The sequence below is a fragment of the Sinorhizobium sp. 6-70 genome (assembly GCF_030124375.1).
Classification (GTDB): Bacteria; Pseudomonadota; Alphaproteobacteria; order Rhizobiales; family Rhizobiaceae; genus Sinorhizobium.
Map to the genome: position 1 here is coordinate 66,009 of NZ_JASKLS010000007.1, position 18,459 is coordinate 84,467.

Consider the following 18,459-nt stretch of genomic DNA (forward strand, 5'->3'; position numbering starts at 1 on the left):
TACAGCGACCCTTGCGCGTCTCGGACGCGCGGCGCGGTAGAAGGCGCGATATGCAAGAACAGGATCCGCATATGTCGACAATCGAAGCCGCCAAACCGCGGACAGAGGTGAGCCCGCTCCTGAAGCTCGTGCTGGAGCTCGGGCCGCTCATGGTTTTCTTCTTCGCCAATTCCCGCGGCGATTGGCTGGCCGGCCGCTTTCCCGTGCTTGCCGAACTCGGCGGACCGATCTTCATCGCCACCGGGCTCTTCATGGCGGCAACGGCGATCGCGCTTGTCGCTTCCTGGATCATGACTCGGACGCTGCCGATGATGCCGCTCGTTTCCGGGATCGTCGTCTTCGTCTTCGGTGCGCTGACGCTCTGGCTGCAGAACGACACCTTCATCAAGATGAAGCCGACGATCGTCAACACGCTCTTCGGCGCGATCCTGCTCGGCGGTCTCCTGTTCGGCAAATCCCTGCTCGGCTACGTCTTCCATTCCGCCTTCAGGCTGGACGAGGATGGCTGGCGGAAGCTGACGATCCGCTGGGGCCTGTTCTTCCTGTTCCTCGCCGTGCTGAACGAAATCGTCTGGCGTACCTTCTCGACGGATTTCTGGGTGGCCTTCAAAGTCTGGGGAACGATGCCGATCACCATTCTGTTCACCTTGGCCCAGATGCCGTTGATCATGAAGCATTCGCTCGAACAGGATAGCGCCGAGTGACCATCGCGGCCGGGACCGACGACAACAGACAACGCTGGGCCCGGTTCTGGCTGATCGCCTGCCTTGGTGTGCTCGCGGTCCAGATATTGGCGCAGCATTTCATGGGCCGGCTGTGGATCTGCGAATGCGGCTACGTCAAGCTCTGGGAGGGCGTGGTCAAGTCCAGTGGCAACTCGCAGCACCTCACCGACTGGTACACGCCGTCCCACATCATTCACGGCTTCCTCTTCTACGGCCTCGGTCACTTGGCTCTGCGCGGCAAGCCGCTGAGCGCGCGCCTCTTCCTTGCGACCATGATCGAATCCGCCTGGGAGATTGCCGAAAACACGCCGATGGTGATCAACCGCTACCGTTCGGCGACGATCTCGCTCGACTATTTCGGTGACAGCATCCTGAACTCCACCATGGACACGCTCGCTATGGCCACGGGTTTCCTGCTCGCCTCGCGGCTGCCGGTGGCGTTGACCGTCGTGATCGCGATCGTGCTCGAGCTCTTCACCGCCTGGACGGTGCGCGACAACCTGACCTTGAACGTGCTGATGCTCGTCTGGCCGCTCGATGCGGTGAAGGGCTGGCAGGCGGGGCTTTAGCGGCTCACGCGCGCATTCGCCCCTCATCCGGCCTGCCGGCCACCTTCTCCCCGCACGCGGGGCGAAGGAGACTTGCGGCGCCCAGTCCCCTCGCCCGCTTGTGGGGAGAGGGTTAGGGTCAGGGGCAATAACGCCCGCGCTTCACTGCTCGAATCGCCGCTCATGACGCAGCCAGCGCCTTCTCGATCGCTGGCATCAGCCCTTCCTTGAGGCTGCGTTCGTCAAACGGGCCGACGCGCTTGTAGAGGATCGTGCCGTCGGCGCCGACGAGGTAGGATTCCGGGATGCCGTAGACGCCCCAGTCGATCGCGGCCTTGCCGCGCGGGTCGACGCCGATCGCCGAAAACGGATTGCCGAGCTCGCCCAAGAAACGCAACGCGTTTTCGTTCTGGTCCTTGTAGTTGATGCCGACGACCACAAGCCGCGGATCCTTGGAGAGCTCAAGGATGATCGGGTGCTCCTGGCGGCACGGCACGCACCAGGAGGCCCAGACATTGACGAGCGTCAGCCTGCCCTTGATCGCCGCATCGTTGAGCGCCGGCATCGGCTGGCCGGCAAGCGTCGCACCCTCAAGCGGCGGCAGATCGAGCTTCGGCGCCTTCGTGCCGATCAGCGCCGACGGAATTTCGCTGACATCCTTGCCGGAGTTCAGCTGGCTCCAGAAGATCAGCGCCAGAGCCGCGAAAATGATCAGCGGCAGCGCCGCAAATACGAAGCGCAAGGCGCCGGGCTTGCGCTCGTCGGGCTGAGGCGCCTGGGTGCTGCTCATCGGCCGGCCCCGCCAGGGGCTTCCGCCGAGCGGCGTCGGATGCCCGCCGCCTCGAGTTCCTTCAACTCACGCTGGCGGGCGCGGCCATCGCCGATGACCCATGACACCAGTCCCGCGACCGTGACGGCGGCGACGGCATAGCTGGCAAAAACATAAGCGGCGTGGCTCATCATAGTGCCTGTGCCTCCCGGCCGGCGTTGCGTACAGCCTGACGGCGGAGCGACGTGACCCGGCGGCGCCAGATCTCGTTGCGCATCGCGGCGATGTGCAGCGTGAAGAACAGCAGCGTGAAGGCGACCGCCATGACGAGAAGCGGCCACAAGAACTCGGAATCGATCGTCGGCCCACCGAGACGCATGACGCTCGCCGGCTGATGCAGCGTGTTCCACCATTCGACCGAGAACTTGATGATCGGAATGTTGACGAAGCCGACCAGCACCAGCACGGCCGAGACGCGCGCCGAACGGGCGGGATCGTCCATGGCGCGATTGAGTGCAATCAGCCCGAGATACATGAGGAAGAGCACGAAGACCGAGGTCAGTCGCGCATCCCAGACCCACCAGGCTCCCCACATCGGTTTGCCCCAGAGCGAACCGGTCACAAGCGCGAGAAAGGTGAAGCAGGCGCCGATCGGCGCGGCCGCCTTGGCGGAAACGTCGGCGAGCGGATGGCGCCAGACGAGGGTGCCGAGCGCGGAAATCGCCATCACCGTATAACACATCATCGACAGCCAGGCTGCCGGCACATGCACATACATGATACGGACGGTCTCGCCCTGCTGGTAATCGCCTTCGGTGGTGAAGGAAAGCCAGAGGCCAGCAACGAAGAACAGGGTGGTGGCGGCGGCAAGCCAGGGCAGGACACGATCCGCCAGCGCCAGAAACCGGGTCGGGTTGGCGAGGTCGCTGAATTTGCGGATAGCCAGGCTGTTTTCGCTCATGACGGCTCTTTAACGCGGAAGCATCCCTTCCGCAATTGACCTACGGCGCCGCGCGTCCTTTAGACGCGCAAAGGTCGCTGCAGCACTTTGAATTGCTGATAATTTTGGCCCTAGATCGAATTCGATCCAAGCAATTGTGCAGTGGCCAATCACGATTGCGTTAACGCCTGTCGTGCCTTTGACTTACGCATGTCGTTATCCCGAACCGCTGCGCACTTTTGAGCGACATGCATTAATCGGCCGAATGCCTGAGCGCGGCGGCGGCGGCGACCGGACCGATCACTGCGAAGAACAGGGTTATCGCCATCAATATCATGAAAGGCGGCAGAAACGGGGCGGGATCCTCGATCGCCGCATAAACCGCACTGACGCCGAAGATCAGCACCGGGATGGCAAGCGGCAGAACAAGGATCGAGACGAGCAATCCGCCGCGCGGCAAGGCGACCGCGACGGCGGCACCGACGGCGCCGATGAAGGTGATCGCGGGCGTTCCGGCAAGAAGCGTGAGCATGGTGGCGCCGATAGCCAGCTCGTTCATATTCATGAAAAGGCCGAGCAGCGGCGAGGCAATGACAAGCGGCAGGCCGGTTGCGGCCCAATGGGCGGCACACTTGACGAATATGGTCAGAATGACCGGCGTCTCCTGCATCAGCAGAAGATCGAGCGAGCCGTCCTCGCGCTCCGCCTGGAAAAGACGGTCGAGACCGAGCAGCGAGGCGAGCAGCGCGCCGATCCAGAGCATCGCCGGGCCGATGCGCGACAGCAGGTTGAGATCCGGTCCGACCCCGAAAGGGACGACGGCAACGACGGTCATGAAGAACAGCACGCCGATCATCGCGCCGCCGCCGGCACGCACCGAGAGTTTGAGGTCGCGGAAGAAGAGGGAGATCAATGGGTGAACCCCTTCATCTGCAAGCTCTGCGTCGACCCGAGCCCCAGAGGCTGATGGGTGGCGGCAATGACGATGCCCCCGTGTTCGAGATGCGCCGTCACGAGCCCGGCGAACAGCCTGTCCGCCCCCGCATCGAGCGCCGCGGTCGGCTCGTCGAGCAACCAGATCGGCCTGTAGGCGACGAGGAGCTTCGCCATCGCCATGCGCCGCTGCTGGCCGGCGGAAAGATAGCCGAAGGGCAGGTGCGTGATGCCGGCAAGCCCGACGGCTTCGGCGGCTTCGTTGACGTCGATGCCGGAACCTCCGGGCGAATCACCCATGAAACGCTGCCAGAAGGAAAGATTTTCCCGGACGGTCAGCTCCCGCTTCATCGCGTTGCGATGGCCGAGATAATGGCTGAGCTCGTAGGGATGCGCGATTTCCGCCGGTCCTCCCTCGATTCTGAACCTGCCCGATTCGGCCCGCAGGAGCCCCGCAAGAACGCGAAGCAGGGTCGACTTGCCGGAGCCGTTCGGCCCCGTCACCACGAGGGCCTCTCCGGCTCCGAGAGCAAAGGAAATATCGTTAAAAATCAGGTCCTCGCCGCGCCTCGCACTCAAACCTTCAGCCAGCAGGCGCATGTATTTTCAGCTTCCCTTGACGCTCTCTGCCGCACACCAAAAAAAGTTCCGATTGAACCTTGGTTGGTCTGGCACCATCTGGAGAAATTATCTATAACGCGGCCAACACGCCAGCGGTCGGCGTGAATTTCATCCAAGCGCCGAACATGGAATGACATTCCGCGTACGGACAGCGGAAATGGCCGCACCCGCATCCCATTTCGCGCTTCACAGGCGCTCGGGCGTTCGTACGTCAGCTTTTGGCGATCAGACGGAACGGGGTATTATCCAGTGTCCAAATCCCTAGACAGCTTCAATTGTCGCTCCACGCTCACCGTCAATGGCGTGGATTATGTCTATTACAGCCTTCCGAAGGCGGAAGCGAACGGCCTTGCCGGCGTTTCGAAGCTTCCCTATTCGATGAAGGTGCTGCTGGAGAACCTGCTGCGCAATGAGGATGGCCGCTCGGTCACCAAGAAGGACATCGAGAACGTCGCCGCATGGCTCAGCGACAAGGGCACCGCGGAAAACGAAATCGCCTACCGTCCGGCACGCGTTCTGATGCAGGACTTCACCGGCGTCCCGGCCGTCGTCGACCTCGCGGCGATGCGCGACGCCATGGTCTCGCTCGGCGGCGATCCGGAGAAGATCAATCCGCTCGTCCCCGTCGACCTCGTCATCGACCACTCGGTCATCGTCGACGAATTCGGCACGCCTCAGGCCTTTGCCCGCAATGTCGAGCTGGAATACCAGCGCAACGGCGAACGCTACCGCTTCCTGAAATGGGGCCAGCAGGCCTTCAAGAACTTCCGCGTCGTGCCGCCCGGCACCGGCATCTGTCACCAGGTCAATCTGGAGTATCTCGGCCAGACGGTCTGGACCCGCGAAGAAGACGGCGAAGTGACCGCCTACCCCGATACCTGCGTCGGCACCGACAGCCACACGACGATGATCAACGGCCTCGGCGTGCTCGGCTGGGGGGTCGGCGGCATCGAAGCGGAAGCCGCGATGCTCGGCCAGCCGGTCTCCATGCTGCTGCCGGAAGTCATCGGCTTCAAGCTGACCGGCAAGCTCAAGGAAGGCGTCACCGCGACCGACCTGGTGCTGACGGTCGTCCAGATGCTGCGCAAGAAGGGCGTGGTTTCGAAGTTCGTCGAATTCTTCGGCCCGGGCCTCGACAACATGACGCTCGCCGACCGCGCGACGATCGGCAACATGGGTCCGGAATACGGCGCGACCTGCGGCTTCTTCCCGGTCGATGCCGAAACGATCAATTATCTCACCATGTCGGGCCGTGAAGAGAGCCGCATCGCGCTGGTCGAAGCCTATTCGAAGGCTCAAGGCATGTGGCGCGAAGGCGACGGCTCCGATCTCGTCTTCACCGACACGCTGGAACTCGACCTCGGCGACGTGGTGCCGTCGATGGCCGGCCCCAAGCGCCCGGAAGGCCGCATTGCGCTCGAAAACATCGGCTCCGGCTTCGCAACCGCGCTCGAAAGCGACTACAAGAAACCCGGTCAGCTTTCGAACCGTTATGCCGTCGAAGGCACGGATTTCGACATCGGCCATGGCGACGTTGCGATCGCAGCCATCACCTCCTGCACCAACACCTCGAACCCGTCGGTCCTGATCGCCGCCGGCCTGCTCGCCCGCAACGCGGTCGCCAAGGGCCTGAAGACGAAGCCGTGGGTCAAGACCTCGCTCGCGCCCGGATCGCAGGTCGTCGGTGAATATCTGGCGAAGTCCGGCCTGCAGGCCGATCTCGACAAGCTCGGCTTCAACCTGGTCGGTTTCGGCTGCACCACCTGCATCGGCAACTCCGGTCCGCTGCCGGGCCCAATCTCGAAGACGATCAACGACAAGGGCCTGATCGCCGCCGGCGTTCTCTCCGGCAACCGCAACTTCGAGGGCCGCATCTCGCCGGACGTCCAGGCGAACTACCTCGCCTCGCCGCCGCTCGTCGTCGCCTACGCGCTTGCCGGCACGGTCCAGAAGGATCTGACCAAGGAGCCGATCGGCGAGGACAAGGACGGCAAGCCGGTCTACTTGAAGGACATCTGGCCGACCTCGCAGGAAATCCAGGACTTCATCTTCAAGTATGTCACCCGCGAACTCTACGCGACGAAATATGCCGACGTGTTCAAGGGCGACGCCAACTGGCAGGCGGTTCAGGTTCCGGCGGGCCAGACCTATGCCTGGGACGAGGCTTCCACCTATGTCCAGAACCCGCCCTACTTCGTCGGCATGGGCAAGAAGGGCGCCGGTATCTCCGACATCAAGGGCGCCCGCGTCCTCGGCCTCTTCGGCGACAAGATCACCACCGACCACATTTCTCCGGCCGGTTCGATCAAGGCCCAGTCGCCGGCAGGCTCCTACCTGCTCGGCCATGGCGTCGGCGTCGCCGACTTCAACCAGTACGGCACCCGCCGTGGCAACCATGAAGTGATGATGCGCGGCACCTTCGCCAACATCCGCATCCGCAACCACATGCTCGGCCCGAACGGCAAGGAAGGTGGCTACACCATCCACTATCCGTCGAAGGAGGAGATGTCGATCTACGACGCGGCCATGCAGTACAAGGAAGAGGGCATTCCGCTCGTCATCTTCGCCGGTGTCGAATACGGCAACGGTTCCTCGCGCGACTGGGCGGCCAAGGGCACCAACCTGCTCGGCGTCAAGGCGGTGATCGCCCAGTCCTTCGAGCGTATCCACCGTTCGAACCTCGTCGGCATGGGCGTCATCCCCTTTGTCTTCGAGGAAGGCATGACCTGGGAGTCGCTGGGCCTGAAGGGCGACGAGGTCGTGACCATCGACAACCTCGCCAATGTCCAGCCGCGCGAAAGGCGCCTGGCCCGGATCACCTATGGCGACGGCTCGGTCAAGGAAGTTCCGCTGATCTGCCGCATCGACACGCTTGACGAGGTCACCTACGTCAACAATGGCGGCATCCTGCAGACGGTTCTGCGCGACCTCGCAGCCTGATTGCTGGTCACACGCGCACGGGAAGCCGGGACATCGAAAGATGCCCCGGCTTTTTCACATCTCCGTACCGGCAGGTGGCGAAATGCTCACTCCAACGTGACTTTCCGTTGAAGTGCGGCCGTCGTATGTATGAATTCCAGCATTCGAGCCTGCCTACAATAAAGTGACGCCATGACATTCGCCTATAGAACAACCATCCGGCGTCTCGCCCTGACGATAGGGTTTCTGACGGCAGGCTGCGGAGCGGTTACGGCGGACGACGGAAGGACAATCAAGGGCGTCGTCGAACTCTTCACCAGCCAGGGCTGCTCATCCTGCCCGCCGGCGGATGCGGCGCTCAAAAAGCTCGTCGATGAGGGCGACGTCGTCGCGCTCGCCTATCACGTCGACTACTGGAACTACCTCGGCTGGGCCGACACGCTCGCTTCCAAGGAAAATACCGAACGGCAATATGCCTATGCCCGCATGCTCGGCCGCAACGGCGTCTATACGCCGCAAGCAGTCCTCAACGGGCGCGATCATCTCAACGGCGCCAATCTGCAGGCGATCAGGAGCCGGCTCGACGCGATGAACACGGAGGGCCGGGGACTGGCCGTTCCGGTCGAGGCGGCGATCGGCGACGATGGAATCTCGATCAAGGTCGGCGCCGGCGAGGGCAAGGCCAATGTTGTCGTCGTCTATTTCGAGCGCGCCAAGGTGGTCGATGTCGAGAAGGGCGAAAACAGCGGCAAGCAGATCGCCTATTGGCATGCCGTGCGCGACATACAGACCATCGGCATGTGGGATGGCAAGCCGGCCGAATTCACACTGCCTGCCTCCGTCCTTATCGAGGGAAATGGCAACAGTGGCTGCGCCGTCCTGCTGCAATCGATGAAGGATGCGGAAACGCCGGGGGCCATTGTCGGGGCGGCAGCCGTTCTTGCCGGCCCGCAGGGCAAGCTTTGAACCCGCTGATTTCCGGATGTTCCTTATTTTGCGCGTCTGACAAGACGCGCGGCGCGGTGTGACGGGGGTGGTTCGGCCCGGCAGCATCGAGGGGCTGGGGCTGAGGGTTCGAAGTTACCGGACCGAACCGGTCATGTCTGCGTTCGTAATATCTCCCGCAGCATGACGACCTGTCCGGACATACGGTGGCAACGACTCTGTCCGGCAGCGGTCGAAGTCTTGCCGTGAATTGGGGCGCCGATTTGACTGAATTGCGGCAAGGACAAGAATTGCCGGCATTGTTCACCGGCTTCCGACTTGCTTTTCCGCTCGTGTCAGGCACACTGTCGTAGTCCTGTCACATCAGAAGGCCGAAATACTGATGACTGATCAACCGGATTTACCGGAAGGCGAGACGCGTCGCCAGGGCCAGGCCACGTCGCAAGTGGTCGATTTTCACGAATACAAGAACGCCAGGAATCCCCCACCCGTTACATTTCATCGCCGCGAGCTGGACCAGATTTTGCGGGTCTATGGCCGTATGGTCGGCGAGGGCGAATGGCGCGACTATGCGATCGACCACACGAAGGATCGAGCTGTGTTCTCCGTGTTCAAGCGATCGGGGGAAACGCCGCTCTATCGGATCGAGAAAAACCCGAAGCTTGCGGCAAAGCAGGGCGCCTATAGCGTGCTCAACGCCCACGGCACTATATTGAAGCGCGGCCATGAGCTTGCCCTAGTGCTCAAGGTGTTCGACAAGGTGCTGAAGCTCGTCGAGACCTGACGCGATATCTCCTTTGGAATTGCCGCTCATCCGCCCGCCGGCACCTTTCTCGCCGCAGGCGGGGCGAAGAGTGGTGCGCGCGGAGCAGGTGAGGGCGATCCTACCACTTCGAGGGAAATTGAAGCGCCGCTCGTCTTGTCGGACGCGCAAAGATCGCTGCAGCCCTTTGAATTGCTGCTTGTCTTTCCCCTTAAATCGAGGTCGATTTTAAGGAGACGCGCAGTACCTCAGGTCCGGTAGAGCGTATCGGGATAAACGCCTTCGGCGGGGTCGGTTGCCGTCCCGTCTCCGAGCGCGAGTTGCATGATCGCCGTGTCCAGCCAGCGGCCGTGCTTGAAACCGGTCGCCTTCATGAACCCCTGATGCTCGAAGCCGAGAGCGCGATGCAGTGCGATCGATGACGGGTGCGCGCCGCCGATCACCGCCACCATCTGGCGAAAGCCAAGCGCCGTGCATCGCCTGATCAGTTCCGCGAGCAAGGCCCTGCCAACGCCTTTGCCTCGCGCCTCCGGCGCGAGATAGATGGAATCCTCCACCAGGAAGCGGTAGGCCGTCCGCGTGCGGAATGCGGACGCATAGGCGTAGCCGATGATCGCTCTGCCGTGATCCTCCTGCGCCACGATATAGGGATAGCCGTTGCCGGTTATCGTCGAAAAGCGCAGCGCCATCTCCGCCTCGGAGGGAGGCATTATCTCGTAGGTCGCCACGCCGTTCAAAACGGACTCGCGGTAGATCTCGGTAAGTGCGGGAAGATCGGCAGCGACGGCGTCGCGGAGAATGACAGACATGGGACTTCGTGATGTTGGCTTGTCGCGATCAAATCGCATGGATCGGACGGCGCGATCAAGGCCTGACTTTGCGCGTCTAACAAGGACGGGCGGCGCTGCAACAAACAAAAAAGGCGGCCGAAGCCGCCTTTTCTGTGATGCGCGTCCGACTACTCGTTCCTGTTGCCCAGGAACTGCAGCAGGAACATGAACAGGTTGATGAAGTCGAGATAGAGCGTCAGGGCGCCCATGATGGCCTTGCGGCCAACAACCGCGACGTCATCGGCCTCGTAGTACATTTCCTTGATCTTCTGCGTGTCGTAGGCGGTCAGGCCGGCGAAGACCAGCACGCCAATCACCGAGATCGCGAATGCGAACGCCGAAGACGCCAGAAAAATGTTGACGATCGAGGCGATGATCAGGCCGAAGAGGCCCATGATCAGGAACGTGCCGAAGCCCGACAGATCCTTCTTCGTCGTGTAGCCGTATAGCGACAGGGCGCCGAAGGAGGCGGCCGTGACGAAGAACGTCTGCACGATGCTCTGGCCGGTGAAGACCAGGAAGATCGAGGACAGGGAAAGCCCCATCAGGGCGGCGTAGATCCAGAACGTCGTCTGCGCTGCGGAGACGCTCATCGAATTGATGCGGAAGCTCATGAAAAAGACCAGCGCCAGCGGCGCCAGCATCACGACCCACTTCAAAGGCGAAGCGTAGATGAGCTGGGCGAATGCCGGATTGGAGACGGCAAGCGCATAGGTTCCGTAAGCTGCTACACCTGTGATCGCCAGCCCGAGAGCCATCAGGTTGTAGACCTTCAGCATGTAAGCGCGAAGGCCTTCGTCGATCACGGCACCCGCCTGAGCGCCGGCGGGCGACATTCGGGTTTGGTAGTTTCTCAGATCAGCCATTGTTTCCTCATTTAAGCCCCGGTTGAATTGACGGTGTCGGGCGGTAAGTGTTTGTCATCCTTCAAGCGCCCAGGCGCCGCTGCGGGGCTCCAGCATGCCTGTGGACAAATATGATGTTGAATGCGGTCACGCACAAGACCCAGAAGGGCCGGAATCGCGCAAAGCCGGGCCTCGAGCCATCAAACAAGGGTGATTTACGGTTAATTTGCCGCCTCACAATTCGCGCAGCACCGGAGCGGCTTTCTGGCCGAGAATGCGCCAGGTCCCTGCAAGACCGATGCCGACGGTCATGACGAGTGCTACGACGATCGTGGCGATCGCGACATCCGGGAGGAAATCGGACGGCAGCGTCATCACGCGGCTGACCACGAACCAGGCGGAGACACCTCCGGCGAACAGCGCGAAGACGGCGGTTGCGAAGCCGAGAATAATGTATTCGTAGCTGAAGGCGCGAATCAGCGTGCCGCGCGTGGCACCCAGCGTCTTCAGGACAACTGCATCGTGGATGCGCGCACGGTTGCCGGCGGCGAGCGCCCCCGCAAGAACGAGAACCGACGCGACAAGGGCGACCGCGGCGGCGGCGCGGATGGCCGTGGCAAGCTGCGCGAGAAGCGTATTGACGATATCGAGCGCATCCTTGACGCGCACGCTGGTGATCGTCGGATAGGTATTGGTGACCGACTTCAAGACCGCCGCCTCCTCCTTGGCCGTGGCATCCGGATCGATGACGGTTGCGAGCCAGGCATGCGGCGCGCCGGCAAAGGTGTTCGGCGAGAAGACCATGACGAAGTTGATCGACAGCGATTCCCATTCGACGTTGCGGAAATTGACGATCTTCGCGGTGATGTTGCGGCCAAGCACGTTGACGGTCACCGTGTCGCCGAGTTTCAGGCCGAGTTCGCGGGCTTCCTCTGCCGAGAACGAAACCAGCGGTTCACCCTGGTAGTCCCCAGGCCACCAGGTGCCTTCGGTGAGCGTCGAGTTCTCCGGCCGATTTTTGGCATAGGTGATGCCACGGTCGCCGCGCAGCACCCATTGCCCGCCGGGCGGTACGTTGCGGCTGTTCACGTCTTCGCCGTTGAACGCCACGATGCGCCCGCGCAGCATCGGCACTTCGACGACCTTACCCTTCGGCATCGCCTGGGCAAGCAGCGACCGAAACCCTTCGATCTCGCTGCCCTGGATGTCGACGAAGAAGAAATTGGGAGCCCGTTCGGCCATGTCGCCGGTGAGTTCGCGCCGAAGATTGCCGTCGATGAGCGCCAGTGTCACGAGCAAGGCGAGACCGAGACCGAGCGAAAGCACCACCGACGGCGTCAGGGCGCCGGGGCGATGGATGTTGCCGATCGCCAATCTCAGCGCCGGCGAGCTGACCCGCGGGCTGCGCCGCGCCAGCCAGGAAATGAGCCACGACACGCCGCGCAGCAGGATGAAGGCAAAGGCGATTGCGCCAAGGAAGATCAGCGAAATGCTGCGATCGTACGCGGTCCAGACGGCAAGTCCGGCGAGCGCCGCAAGGCAGGCAAGCGCCCCTGCGAGATAGGGCCAGGCCGGAAAGCCGGTGGGCTCGAACCCCTGTTGCCGGAAGAGCGCTGTTGCCGGCACCCGGCGCGCGCGGCCGAGGGGCAGGATGGCGAAGGCGAGCGCCGTCAAGAGGCCGAAAAGCGCCGCGAGGCCGAGCGCCGACGGGTAGAGCTGGAACGACGTCGGGACGGGCAGCACATCGGCGAGAAACTGGGCCGCGACGAAAGGGATCAGCGCGCCGAAAACGAGGCCGATGCCGATGCCGATCAGCGCTATCATCAGGATCTGCGCGAGATAGACCATGGCCACCAGTGACGCCGGGGCGCCGAGGCATTTGAAGGTTGCGATGACGCTGCGTTTGCCATCGAGATAGGCGCGCACGGCGTTGGCGACGCCCACGCCACCGACGATCAGCGCCGTCAGGCCGACGAGCGTCAGGAACTGCGAGAAACGCGTGATGTTGGCGTTGAGCGACGGCGCGGCATTGCCGCTCGTCCGGATCGACCATCCGGCCGACGGGAATCGCTTCTCCGCCTCGGAGCGAACGGATGCGACGCGCTGAGGATCGGCAAGCTTGACCTTGTAGCCGTGCTCGACGAGGCTGCCGGTCTGCACGAGGCCCGAGGCGGCAAGCGCATCAGCAGAGACCATCAGCCTCGGCGCAAAACCAAAACCGTCGGAAAGCGCGTCCGGCTCTCGCACGATCGTGGCGTTGATGCGAACCCGCGCATTGCCGAGGAGGATTTCTTCGCCGGGGCGGATGTCCAGACGCTCCAGCAGCAACGGCGCGGCCACCGCGCCGAACACCTCCCCCTGCTTGGACAAAAGTTCGCCGAGCGGCCTGACCGGCTCGCTTTCGAAAATGCCATAGAGCGGGTAGGCATTGTCGACGGCCTTCAATTCGACGAGCGCCTGGTTGGAGCCATCGGGGAGCCGGGCCATGGAGCGGAGCCGCGAGGAAACGGAGACGCTGCCGAGGCTGTCGAGGAAGGCGCGCTCCTCGGCCGTCGCCACGCGATTGTTGAGTTCGAAGCGGATATCGCCGGCAAGGAGCTCCTGCCCTTGCGACGCGATCGTGGCGCTGATCGACTGCGAGAGGGAATTGACGCCGGCGATCGCCGCCGTGCCGAGCGCGATGCAGGCAAGGAAGATGTAGAAGCCCCTGAGCCCGCCGCGCATTTCGCGCAACGCCAGTCGGAGGGCGAGAAGCGGGCGAAAGCGCCTGGTTGCGCCCGTCTCGCTCATGCCGACGCCGCCTCCTGATGAACGGAAGCGGCCCTCGAGTCGGGCTGTCCGCCGGAGACGATCTCGCCGGAGCGCACCTGAACCTGCCGCGCGCAGCGCCCGGCAAGCGCGGCATCATGCGTAACGAGAACCAGCGTCATGCCGCGTTCGCGCTGTTCCGCAAAGAGCAGATCGGTGATCTGACGGCCGGTCTCGGCGTCGAGATTGCCGGTGGGCTCGTCGGCGATCAAGAGCTTCGGTGACGGCGCCAGCGCACGGGCGATCGCGACGCGCTGCTGCTCGCCGCCTGAAAGCTGCCCGGGATAATGCGTCAGCCGGTCGCCGAGGCCGACCGCGACGAGTTCCTGGCGCGCCACGTCGAAGGCGTTGTGGACATTCGCAAGCTCAAGCGGCACCGCGACGTTTTCAAGCGCGGTCATGTTGGGAATGAGGTGAAAGGACTGGAAGACGATTCCGACGTTGCGGCCCCGGAAATCCGCAAGCCTATCCTCGCTCAGACCGTGCAGAGGCGTACCGTCGATGACGATCTCGCCGCTGTCCAGCCGCTCCAGGCCGGCGAGCACCATCAGCAGCGTCGACTTTCCCGATCCGGACGGGCCAACGATCCCGACGGATTCGCCGGCGTCGACCGTGAGGCTCACGGCCTTCAGCACATGGACTGCGGCCGCGGCCTCACCCAGCGTCAAGTCGGCATTTTTCAGCTCGATGATGGTTTTTGCCACGCGAAACAGCCCTATATGAAAACCGACTGGATGACGAAATGATTGCCTCGGGGATTTAGGAACGAGCCTATGGCATTAAAAGATTTTCTGCGCTTTTTCTTGAGCCTGGCAATGACAATTGCGTTATCGTCAGCGGTGCGCGCCGAGAGTGTGAGCCTCGTCGGCTTCGGCGACAGCCTCATGGCCGGTTTTCAGCTCCCGCCCGAGGACGCCTTTCCTGCCCGCCTCCAAAAGGCCTTGAAAGACAAAGGCTTCGACGTCACGATCGCCAATGCCGGCGTTTCCGGCGACACGACCTCCGGCGGCCTTTCCCGCATCGACTGGTCAGTGCCGGATGGAACGAAAGGCGTCATCCTCGAGTTAGGTGCGAACGACGCATTACGCGGTATTCCGCCGGAACAGTCGCGGAAAAATCTAGAGGCAATGATCTCCCGGCTGAAGGAGCGCGGCATCGCCGTGCTGCTCGCCGGCATGATGGCGCCGCCCAACATGGGAACCGACTATGCCGCCCGCTTCAACCCCATCTACCCGGAACTGGCAGCGAAATATGATCTCGAACTCTATCCGTTTTTTCTCGACGGAGTGGTGACGGACGGCGCGCTGAAACTCGAGGACGGAATGCATCCGAACAGCCAGGGCGTCGGCAAGATGGTCGAACGCTTCCTGCCTGTCGCGGAACGATTCATTGCTACACTTGCGAAAGGAGACTGATCAATCGGTCCACAGTTAAGAGAAAGTTAACGCTCTGTCGCGCTAAATAACAGTTGCGTGCAGACTCGATGCGTGATTCGCTAAGACATCTGCAAGAGATTCGGGGAGCTCGCCATGCCGAGACTGTTCACCGCCCTCGAAATTCCGCGCAATGCAGCAATGAGCCTTTCTTTGCTGCGCGGAGGTCTTCCCGGAGCTCGATGGATTGATGTGGAGAACTATCACATCACTCTGCGTTTCATCGGCGATGTCGACGGACGGACCGCCGACGAGATCGTTGAAAGGCTCGACCGGATCGAACGTCCCGAATTCCAGCTGCAATTGACGGGCACCGGTGCCTTCGGCTCGAAAAAGCCGCATTCGGTCTGGGCAGGCGTCAGCAACGAGCCGGAAATGTTCGCGCTCCAGGCGGAAATCGAACGCATCTGCCAGCGCCTCGGCCTGCCGCCGGACCCGCGCAAGTTCACACCCCACGTGACGCTCGCGCGGCTACGTTCCTCGCGCGTCGAGGACGTCGTGAATTATCTTTCCGGGCGCGGCAATTTCCTCACCTCACCTTTTACGGTCGCCCGCTTCGTTCTCCTGTCGTCGCGCGATTCGGTCGGCGGTGGTCCGTACTTGACCGAAGAGGTTTTCCCGCTTCACGAGGCGCGGTCCTCGAGCCTTGCCAGCAGGGACAAGCACCCTGCTTCCAGCATCTGGTAGAGCGCTTCGAAGACTTCCGCCGCTTCGTAGTAGGGATCCGGAACGTCGCCCGCCTGACCTGTGGCGTAGCGCATGAATAGATGCACCTTGCCCGCCATTGCGGGCGGCGCGAGCGCACTGAGGTCGCGGACGGTGCTCGTGTCCATGCCGAGGATCAGGTCGAACGCCGCAAAATCCGCCGTGCTGACCTGGCGCCCGCGCAGGGCCGCAACATCGATGCCGTGCGCCTTCGCCACTGAAATCGACCGCTGATCCGGCGGAGCGCCCACATGCCATGCGCCGATGCCGGCGGAATCGACCGAAATCGCGTGCCCGTGACCAGCCTTGTGCGCCAGATCCCGCATGACGCCTTCGGCCAGCGGCGAACGGCAGATATTGCCAAGGCAAACGAAGAGAATTCTGACCGGCTTCATGTTACCCAGTTGGCATCGAGAGTTGTGCGGCACGGCACGGGCGGAGTTTATCTGCGACGACAGCGCCGCGTGTCTTTTCAGACGCACAAAGGCCGCTGTAGCACTTTGAATTACGGCATGTTTTTATCCTTATATCGGAACCGATTTAAGGATAAAAACTTGTTGTAGGCCGTTGTTAAGCACGAAAGATCACAGGGAGAAACAACATGAGGCCGGAAAAACTGGACGCCGAGGCTGTCGCCGAGCATTTGCACAAGATGGAAGGTTGGGTTCTTGCCGAGGACGGCGCATCGATCTGGAAGGCGTTTCGGTTCAAGAATTTTGCGGAGGCATTCAGCTTCATGACGCAATGCGCGCTTGCCGCAGAAAAGCTCGACCACCATCCCGAATGGTTCAACGTCTACAACAGGGTCGACGTCACGCTTTCGACGCATGATGCGAACGGGCTGACGGAGCTCGACTTCAAGCTGGCGGCAAAAATGGACCACGCGGCCGCCGGCCGGATGCCCGACCATTTGAAATAGCAGACACCCTTCCCATATCAGGCTCCTGCATGTTTCTCTGCGCGTCTGAAAAGACGCGCGGCGCTGTAAGGCCCAAATCGGAAACGGACGCGATGGACGATATCAAGATCGGTGAAATTCTCCTTCCCGGCGAGGAATCCGAACAGGAGCGCCGGGAGCGCAAGGTACGCCGCCGGTTCTGGCCGACCTTTCGCCGCGCAGCCCGCCAGATTCCCTTCAGTCGCGACCTCGTCGCCGCCTATTATTGTGCGGTGGATCCGAAGACCCCGACGCGTACGCGCGGCATTCTGCTTGCAGCCCTTGCCTATTTCGTCCTGCCGCTCGACTTCGTGCCGGACATGCTGGCCGTCGTTGGCTTTTCCGACGACATCGCCGTGTTGACGGCCGCCTTCGCCGCGATCAGCGGCCAGATCAAGGAAGCGCATTACGCCAAGGCCGACGAAACCCTGCGTGACAGGCCGGATGAGGAATGATCGCTACAGAGCCGCGCGTCTAATCAGACGTGCAAAGGTCGCTGTAGAACTTTGAGTTTCTGCGTGAGTGCGGGACCGCCGCATTTCTGCCTGAAAGACAAACTCTTGCCTGATTCTTTGTGCCATAGATTCCGCAAACGCCGCGGCTGTGGGCGAATAGGCTGCAGGACAGTGCGTTGCGCGAGATTTGAGACAGGGGACTCCTACCGGCCACGGCCCTCCAGAATTGACGATCGACCGAACCGGCAAATCCGCAGACACGAAGAAACGGCCCGCCGGACAAGCGCGCCGGCTTCGACTGCCGGGTGTGTCGCTGGCCCGTTTCGGGGCGGAAACGAGCGGATTGCAGTGATCGTTGACGGTTTAGTAACCTGAATTAAGTCAAAATAAATCAAATCGTGACTATGCGTTGCCCGTCTCACCTGTTTCGGGCAGTCGCAAGCAAGACAAGCGGCAGGACCTCATGTTTGTAAGAAAGATCGCAACTGCAATCGCACTCGTCATGGCAGCAGCCGGCGTTGCTTCCGCTCAATCTCCGACACGGATCCAGCAATTCAGCGCCTGGGGAGCCTATTCCTACCAGGCCGGCGGCGGCAAGGTCTGCTACGTCCTGTCCGTTCCACAGCAGAAGAGCCCCGCCGGTGTCGACCATGGCGATATCTTCTTCCTCGTCTCGCAGCGCCCGGGGCAGAACATCAGCTACGAACCTCAGGCGATGATGGGTTATCCGCTGCAGGACAATTCCAAGGTCAATGTGGTCATCGACGGCAAGACTTTCGTGATGTTTACCAAGGGCAATTCCGCCTGGGTGGAAAACGCTGCCGAAGAACCGGCGCTGGTGGCGGCGATGAAGTCGGGCAAGGACATGTCGGTCAACGCGAAGTCGCGCAAGGGAACCGCGACGTCCTATTCCTATTCTCTCTCCGGCATTTCTGCCGCGCTGAAGCAGATCGAAGCCTGCAAGTAACGTTAGATGCTTGAGCTATATCGCGAAGGCCGGCCCTCTGGACCGGCTTTTTTTGCGTTGGTAATTGCCCCTCACCCTAGCCCTCTCCCCGTTCTGACGGGGAGAGGGGATTGGGCGCGTGCGGCTTGTCCCTTCTCCCCGCCTGCGGGGAGAAGGTCGCGGCAGCGGGATGAGGGGCAAAAAAGCCCATGTCGACTCGCGGCGAAAAGAATGCTAAAGCGCCGCCAAATTTAGAGCCCCGCGCCCATTGCCGCGCTCGAAGGCTCGCCAGTTTTCAATTCGAGCATCGGAACATGATCCGGAACTTTCTCCGGAC

The 18,459-nt window shown here is 62.0% G+C and carries 20 protein-coding genes; 10 read left to right on the forward strand and 10 right to left on the reverse strand.

Annotated elements, in window-relative coordinates; all coding sequences use genetic code 11:
* Window positions 1–71: 71 nt before the first annotated feature.
* Both QN222_RS15490 and QN222_RS15495 read left to right on the forward strand, forming a co-directional pair.
* Window positions 72–704, forward strand: a complete 633-nt coding sequence (locus tag QN222_RS15490) for a septation protein A (RefSeq protein ID WP_283960945.1) — start codon at window positions 72–74, stop codon at window positions 702–704.
* The gene (locus tag QN222_RS15495; RefSeq protein ID WP_283960944.1) at window positions 701–1,294 is read left to right on the forward strand and encodes a DUF2585 domain-containing protein; all 594 of its coding nucleotides are present in this window, start codon (window positions 701–703) and stop codon (window positions 1,292–1,294) included. Before QN222_RS15490 ends, QN222_RS15495 begins: the two co-directional genes overlap by 4 nt.
* A gap of 160 nt (window positions 1,295–1,454) precedes the next feature.
* Here QN222_RS15495 and QN222_RS15500 read toward each other — a convergent pair whose 3' ends face one another.
* From QN222_RS15500 to ccmA, 5 genes are all read right to left on the reverse strand, one after another.
* Window positions 1,455–2,063, reverse strand: a complete 609-nt coding sequence (locus tag QN222_RS15500; protein ID WP_283960943.1) for a DsbE family thiol:disulfide interchange protein — start codon at window positions 2,061–2,063, stop codon at window positions 1,455–1,457.
* A complete protein-coding gene (ccmD, locus tag QN222_RS15505; protein WP_283960942.1) occupies window positions 2,060–2,236 on the reverse strand; it encodes a heme exporter protein CcmD in 177 nt (58 codons plus the stop codon). The genes QN222_RS15500 and ccmD overlap by 4 nt, the downstream gene beginning before the upstream one ends.
* Window positions 2,233–3,003 (reverse strand): heme ABC transporter permease, encoded by a 771-nt coding sequence (locus QN222_RS15510; RefSeq protein ID WP_283960941.1) that lies wholly within the window; start codon window positions 3,001–3,003, stop codon window positions 2,233–2,235. Before QN222_RS15510 ends, ccmD begins: the two co-directional genes overlap by 4 nt.
* A 232-nt stretch (window positions 3,004–3,235) precedes the next feature.
* Window positions 3,236–3,895 (reverse strand): heme exporter protein CcmB, encoded by a 660-nt coding sequence (ccmB, locus tag QN222_RS15515; RefSeq protein WP_283960940.1) that lies wholly within the window; start codon window positions 3,893–3,895, stop codon window positions 3,236–3,238.
* On the reverse strand, window positions 3,892–4,515 hold the full coding sequence (gene ccmA, locus QN222_RS15520; protein WP_283960939.1) for a heme ABC exporter ATP-binding protein CcmA: 624 nt from the start codon (window positions 4,513–4,515) through the stop codon (window positions 3,892–3,894). The genes ccmB and ccmA overlap by 4 nt, the downstream gene beginning before the upstream one ends.
* 270 nt (window positions 4,516–4,785) lie before the next feature.
* On the opposite strand from ccmA, the gene acnA reads away from it, so the two are divergent.
* The 3 genes from acnA to QN222_RS15535 all read left to right on the forward strand — a co-directional run bounded on the left by acnA (window position 4,786) and on the right by QN222_RS15535 (window position 9,184).
* A complete protein-coding gene (gene acnA / locus QN222_RS15525; RefSeq protein ID WP_283960938.1) occupies window positions 4,786–7,476 on the forward strand; it encodes an aconitate hydratase AcnA in 2,691 nt (896 codons plus the stop codon).
* Window positions 7,477–7,647: 171 nt separating this feature from the next.
* On the forward strand, window positions 7,648–8,421 hold the full coding sequence (locus QN222_RS15530) for a thioredoxin family protein (RefSeq protein WP_283960937.1): 774 nt from the start codon (window positions 7,648–7,650) through the stop codon (window positions 8,419–8,421).
* A gap of 361 nt (window positions 8,422–8,782) precedes the next feature.
* A complete protein-coding gene (locus tag QN222_RS15535; protein WP_168799068.1) occupies window positions 8,783–9,184 on the forward strand; it encodes a DUF2794 domain-containing protein in 402 nt (133 codons plus the stop codon).
* Window positions 9,185–9,411: 227 nt separating this feature from the next.
* On the opposite strand, the gene QN222_RS15540 is transcribed toward QN222_RS15535, so the two are convergent.
* The 4 genes from QN222_RS15540 to QN222_RS15555 all read right to left on the reverse strand — a co-directional run bounded on the left by QN222_RS15540 (window position 9,412) and on the right by QN222_RS15555 (window position 14,350).
* Entirely contained in the window at window positions 9,412–9,972 is a 561-nt protein-coding gene (locus tag QN222_RS15540; protein ID WP_283960936.1) for an N-acetyltransferase family protein, read from the reverse strand.
* Window positions 9,973–10,121: 149 nt separating this feature from the next.
* Window positions 10,122–10,859, reverse strand: coding sequence for a Bax inhibitor-1/YccA family protein (locus QN222_RS15545; protein ID WP_283960935.1), 738 nt, complete (start codon window positions 10,857–10,859; stop codon window positions 10,122–10,124).
* Between the two features lie 213 nt (window positions 10,860–11,072).
* Window positions 11,073–13,628, reverse strand: coding sequence for an ABC transporter permease (locus tag QN222_RS15550; protein ID WP_283960934.1), 2,556 nt, complete (start codon window positions 13,626–13,628; stop codon window positions 11,073–11,075).
* Window positions 13,625–14,350: an ABC transporter ATP-binding protein gene (locus QN222_RS15555; protein WP_283960933.1), complete on the reverse strand. Its 726-nt coding sequence runs from the start codon at window positions 14,348–14,350 to the stop codon at window positions 13,625–13,627. Before QN222_RS15555 ends, QN222_RS15550 begins: the two co-directional genes overlap by 4 nt.
* 69 nt (window positions 14,351–14,419) lie before the next feature.
* On the opposite strand from QN222_RS15555, the gene QN222_RS15560 reads away from it, so the two are divergent.
* Window positions 14,420–15,061: an arylesterase gene (locus QN222_RS15560; protein ID WP_283960932.1), complete on the forward strand. Its 642-nt coding sequence runs from the start codon at window positions 14,420–14,422 to the stop codon at window positions 15,059–15,061.
* Between the two features lie 114 nt (window positions 15,062–15,175).
* Window positions 15,176–15,766 (forward strand): RNA 2',3'-cyclic phosphodiesterase, encoded by a 591-nt coding sequence (thpR, locus tag QN222_RS15565; protein WP_283960931.1) that lies wholly within the window; start codon window positions 15,176–15,178, stop codon window positions 15,764–15,766.
* Here the strand turns inward: thpR and QN222_RS15570 are convergent.
* A complete protein-coding gene (locus tag QN222_RS15570) occupies window positions 15,703–16,179 on the reverse strand; it encodes a low molecular weight protein-tyrosine-phosphatase (RefSeq protein ID WP_283960930.1) in 477 nt (158 codons plus the stop codon). The genes thpR and QN222_RS15570 overlap by 64 nt on opposite strands.
* 206 nt (window positions 16,180–16,385) lie before the next feature.
* On the opposite strand from QN222_RS15570, the gene QN222_RS15575 reads away from it, so the two are divergent.
* The 3 genes from QN222_RS15575 to QN222_RS15585 all read left to right on the forward strand — a co-directional run bounded on the left by QN222_RS15575 (window position 16,386) and on the right by QN222_RS15585 (window position 18,143).
* On the forward strand, window positions 16,386–16,703 hold the full coding sequence (locus QN222_RS15575; protein WP_180939435.1) for a 4a-hydroxytetrahydrobiopterin dehydratase: 318 nt from the start codon (window positions 16,386–16,388) through the stop codon (window positions 16,701–16,703).
* Window positions 16,704–16,795: 92 nt separating this feature from the next.
* Window positions 16,796–17,176: a YkvA family protein gene (locus QN222_RS15580; protein ID WP_283960929.1), complete on the forward strand. Its 381-nt coding sequence runs from the start codon at window positions 16,796–16,798 to the stop codon at window positions 17,174–17,176.
* 463 nt (window positions 17,177–17,639) lie between these two features.
* Window positions 17,640–18,143: an invasion associated locus B family protein gene (locus QN222_RS15585; protein ID WP_283960928.1), complete on the forward strand. Its 504-nt coding sequence runs from the start codon at window positions 17,640–17,642 to the stop codon at window positions 18,141–18,143.
* Window positions 18,144–18,459: the final 316 nt, after the last annotated feature.

What these genes read in the sequence shown, in the direction of transcription:
- QN222_RS15490 (WP_283960945.1), top strand. Translation starts at nt 72, where the DNA reads ATGTCGACAATCGAAGCCGCCAAACCGCGGACAGAGGTGAGCCCGCTC.
- QN222_RS15500 (WP_283960943.1), bottom strand. Translation starts at nt 2,063, where the DNA reads ATGAGCAGCACCCAGGCGCCTCAGCCCGACGAGCGCAAGCCCGGCGCC.
- ccmD (WP_283960942.1), bottom strand. Translation starts at nt 2,236, where the DNA reads ATGATGAGCCACGCCGCTTATGTTTTTGCCAGCTATGCCGTCGCCGCC.
- QN222_RS15510 (WP_283960941.1), bottom strand. Translation starts at nt 3,003, where the DNA reads ATGAGCGAAAACAGCCTGGCTATCCGCAAATTCAGCGACCTCGCCAAC.
- ccmA (WP_283960939.1), bottom strand. Translation starts at nt 4,515, where the DNA reads ATGCGCCTGCTGGCTGAAGGTTTGAGTGCGAGGCGCGGCGAGGACCTG.
- QN222_RS15530 (WP_283960937.1), top strand. Translation starts at nt 7,648, where the DNA reads ATGACATTCGCCTATAGAACAACCATCCGGCGTCTCGCCCTGACGATA.
- QN222_RS15535 (WP_168799068.1), top strand. Translation starts at nt 8,783, where the DNA reads ATGACTGATCAACCGGATTTACCGGAAGGCGAGACGCGTCGCCAGGGC.
- QN222_RS15540 (WP_283960936.1), bottom strand. Translation starts at nt 9,972, where the DNA reads ATGTCTGTCATTCTCCGCGACGCCGTCGCTGCCGATCTTCCCGCACTT.
- QN222_RS15545 (WP_283960935.1), bottom strand. Translation starts at nt 10,859, where the DNA reads ATGGCTGATCTGAGAAACTACCAAACCCGAATGTCGCCCGCCGGCGCT.
- QN222_RS15550 (WP_283960934.1), bottom strand. Translation starts at nt 13,628, where the DNA reads ATGAGCGAGACGGGCGCAACCAGGCGCTTTCGCCCGCTTCTCGCCCTC.
- QN222_RS15560 (WP_283960932.1), top strand. Translation starts at nt 14,420, where the DNA reads ATGGCATTAAAAGATTTTCTGCGCTTTTTCTTGAGCCTGGCAATGACA.
- thpR (WP_283960931.1), top strand. Translation starts at nt 15,176, where the DNA reads ATGCCGAGACTGTTCACCGCCCTCGAAATTCCGCGCAATGCAGCAATG.
- QN222_RS15570 (WP_283960930.1), bottom strand. Translation starts at nt 16,179, where the DNA reads ATGAAGCCGGTCAGAATTCTCTTCGTTTGCCTTGGCAATATCTGCCGT.
- QN222_RS15575 (WP_180939435.1), top strand. Translation starts at nt 16,386, where the DNA reads ATGAGGCCGGAAAAACTGGACGCCGAGGCTGTCGCCGAGCATTTGCAC.
- QN222_RS15580 (WP_283960929.1), top strand. Translation starts at nt 16,796, where the DNA reads ATGGACGATATCAAGATCGGTGAAATTCTCCTTCCCGGCGAGGAATCC.
- QN222_RS15585 (WP_283960928.1), top strand. Translation starts at nt 17,640, where the DNA reads ATGTTTGTAAGAAAGATCGCAACTGCAATCGCACTCGTCATGGCAGCA.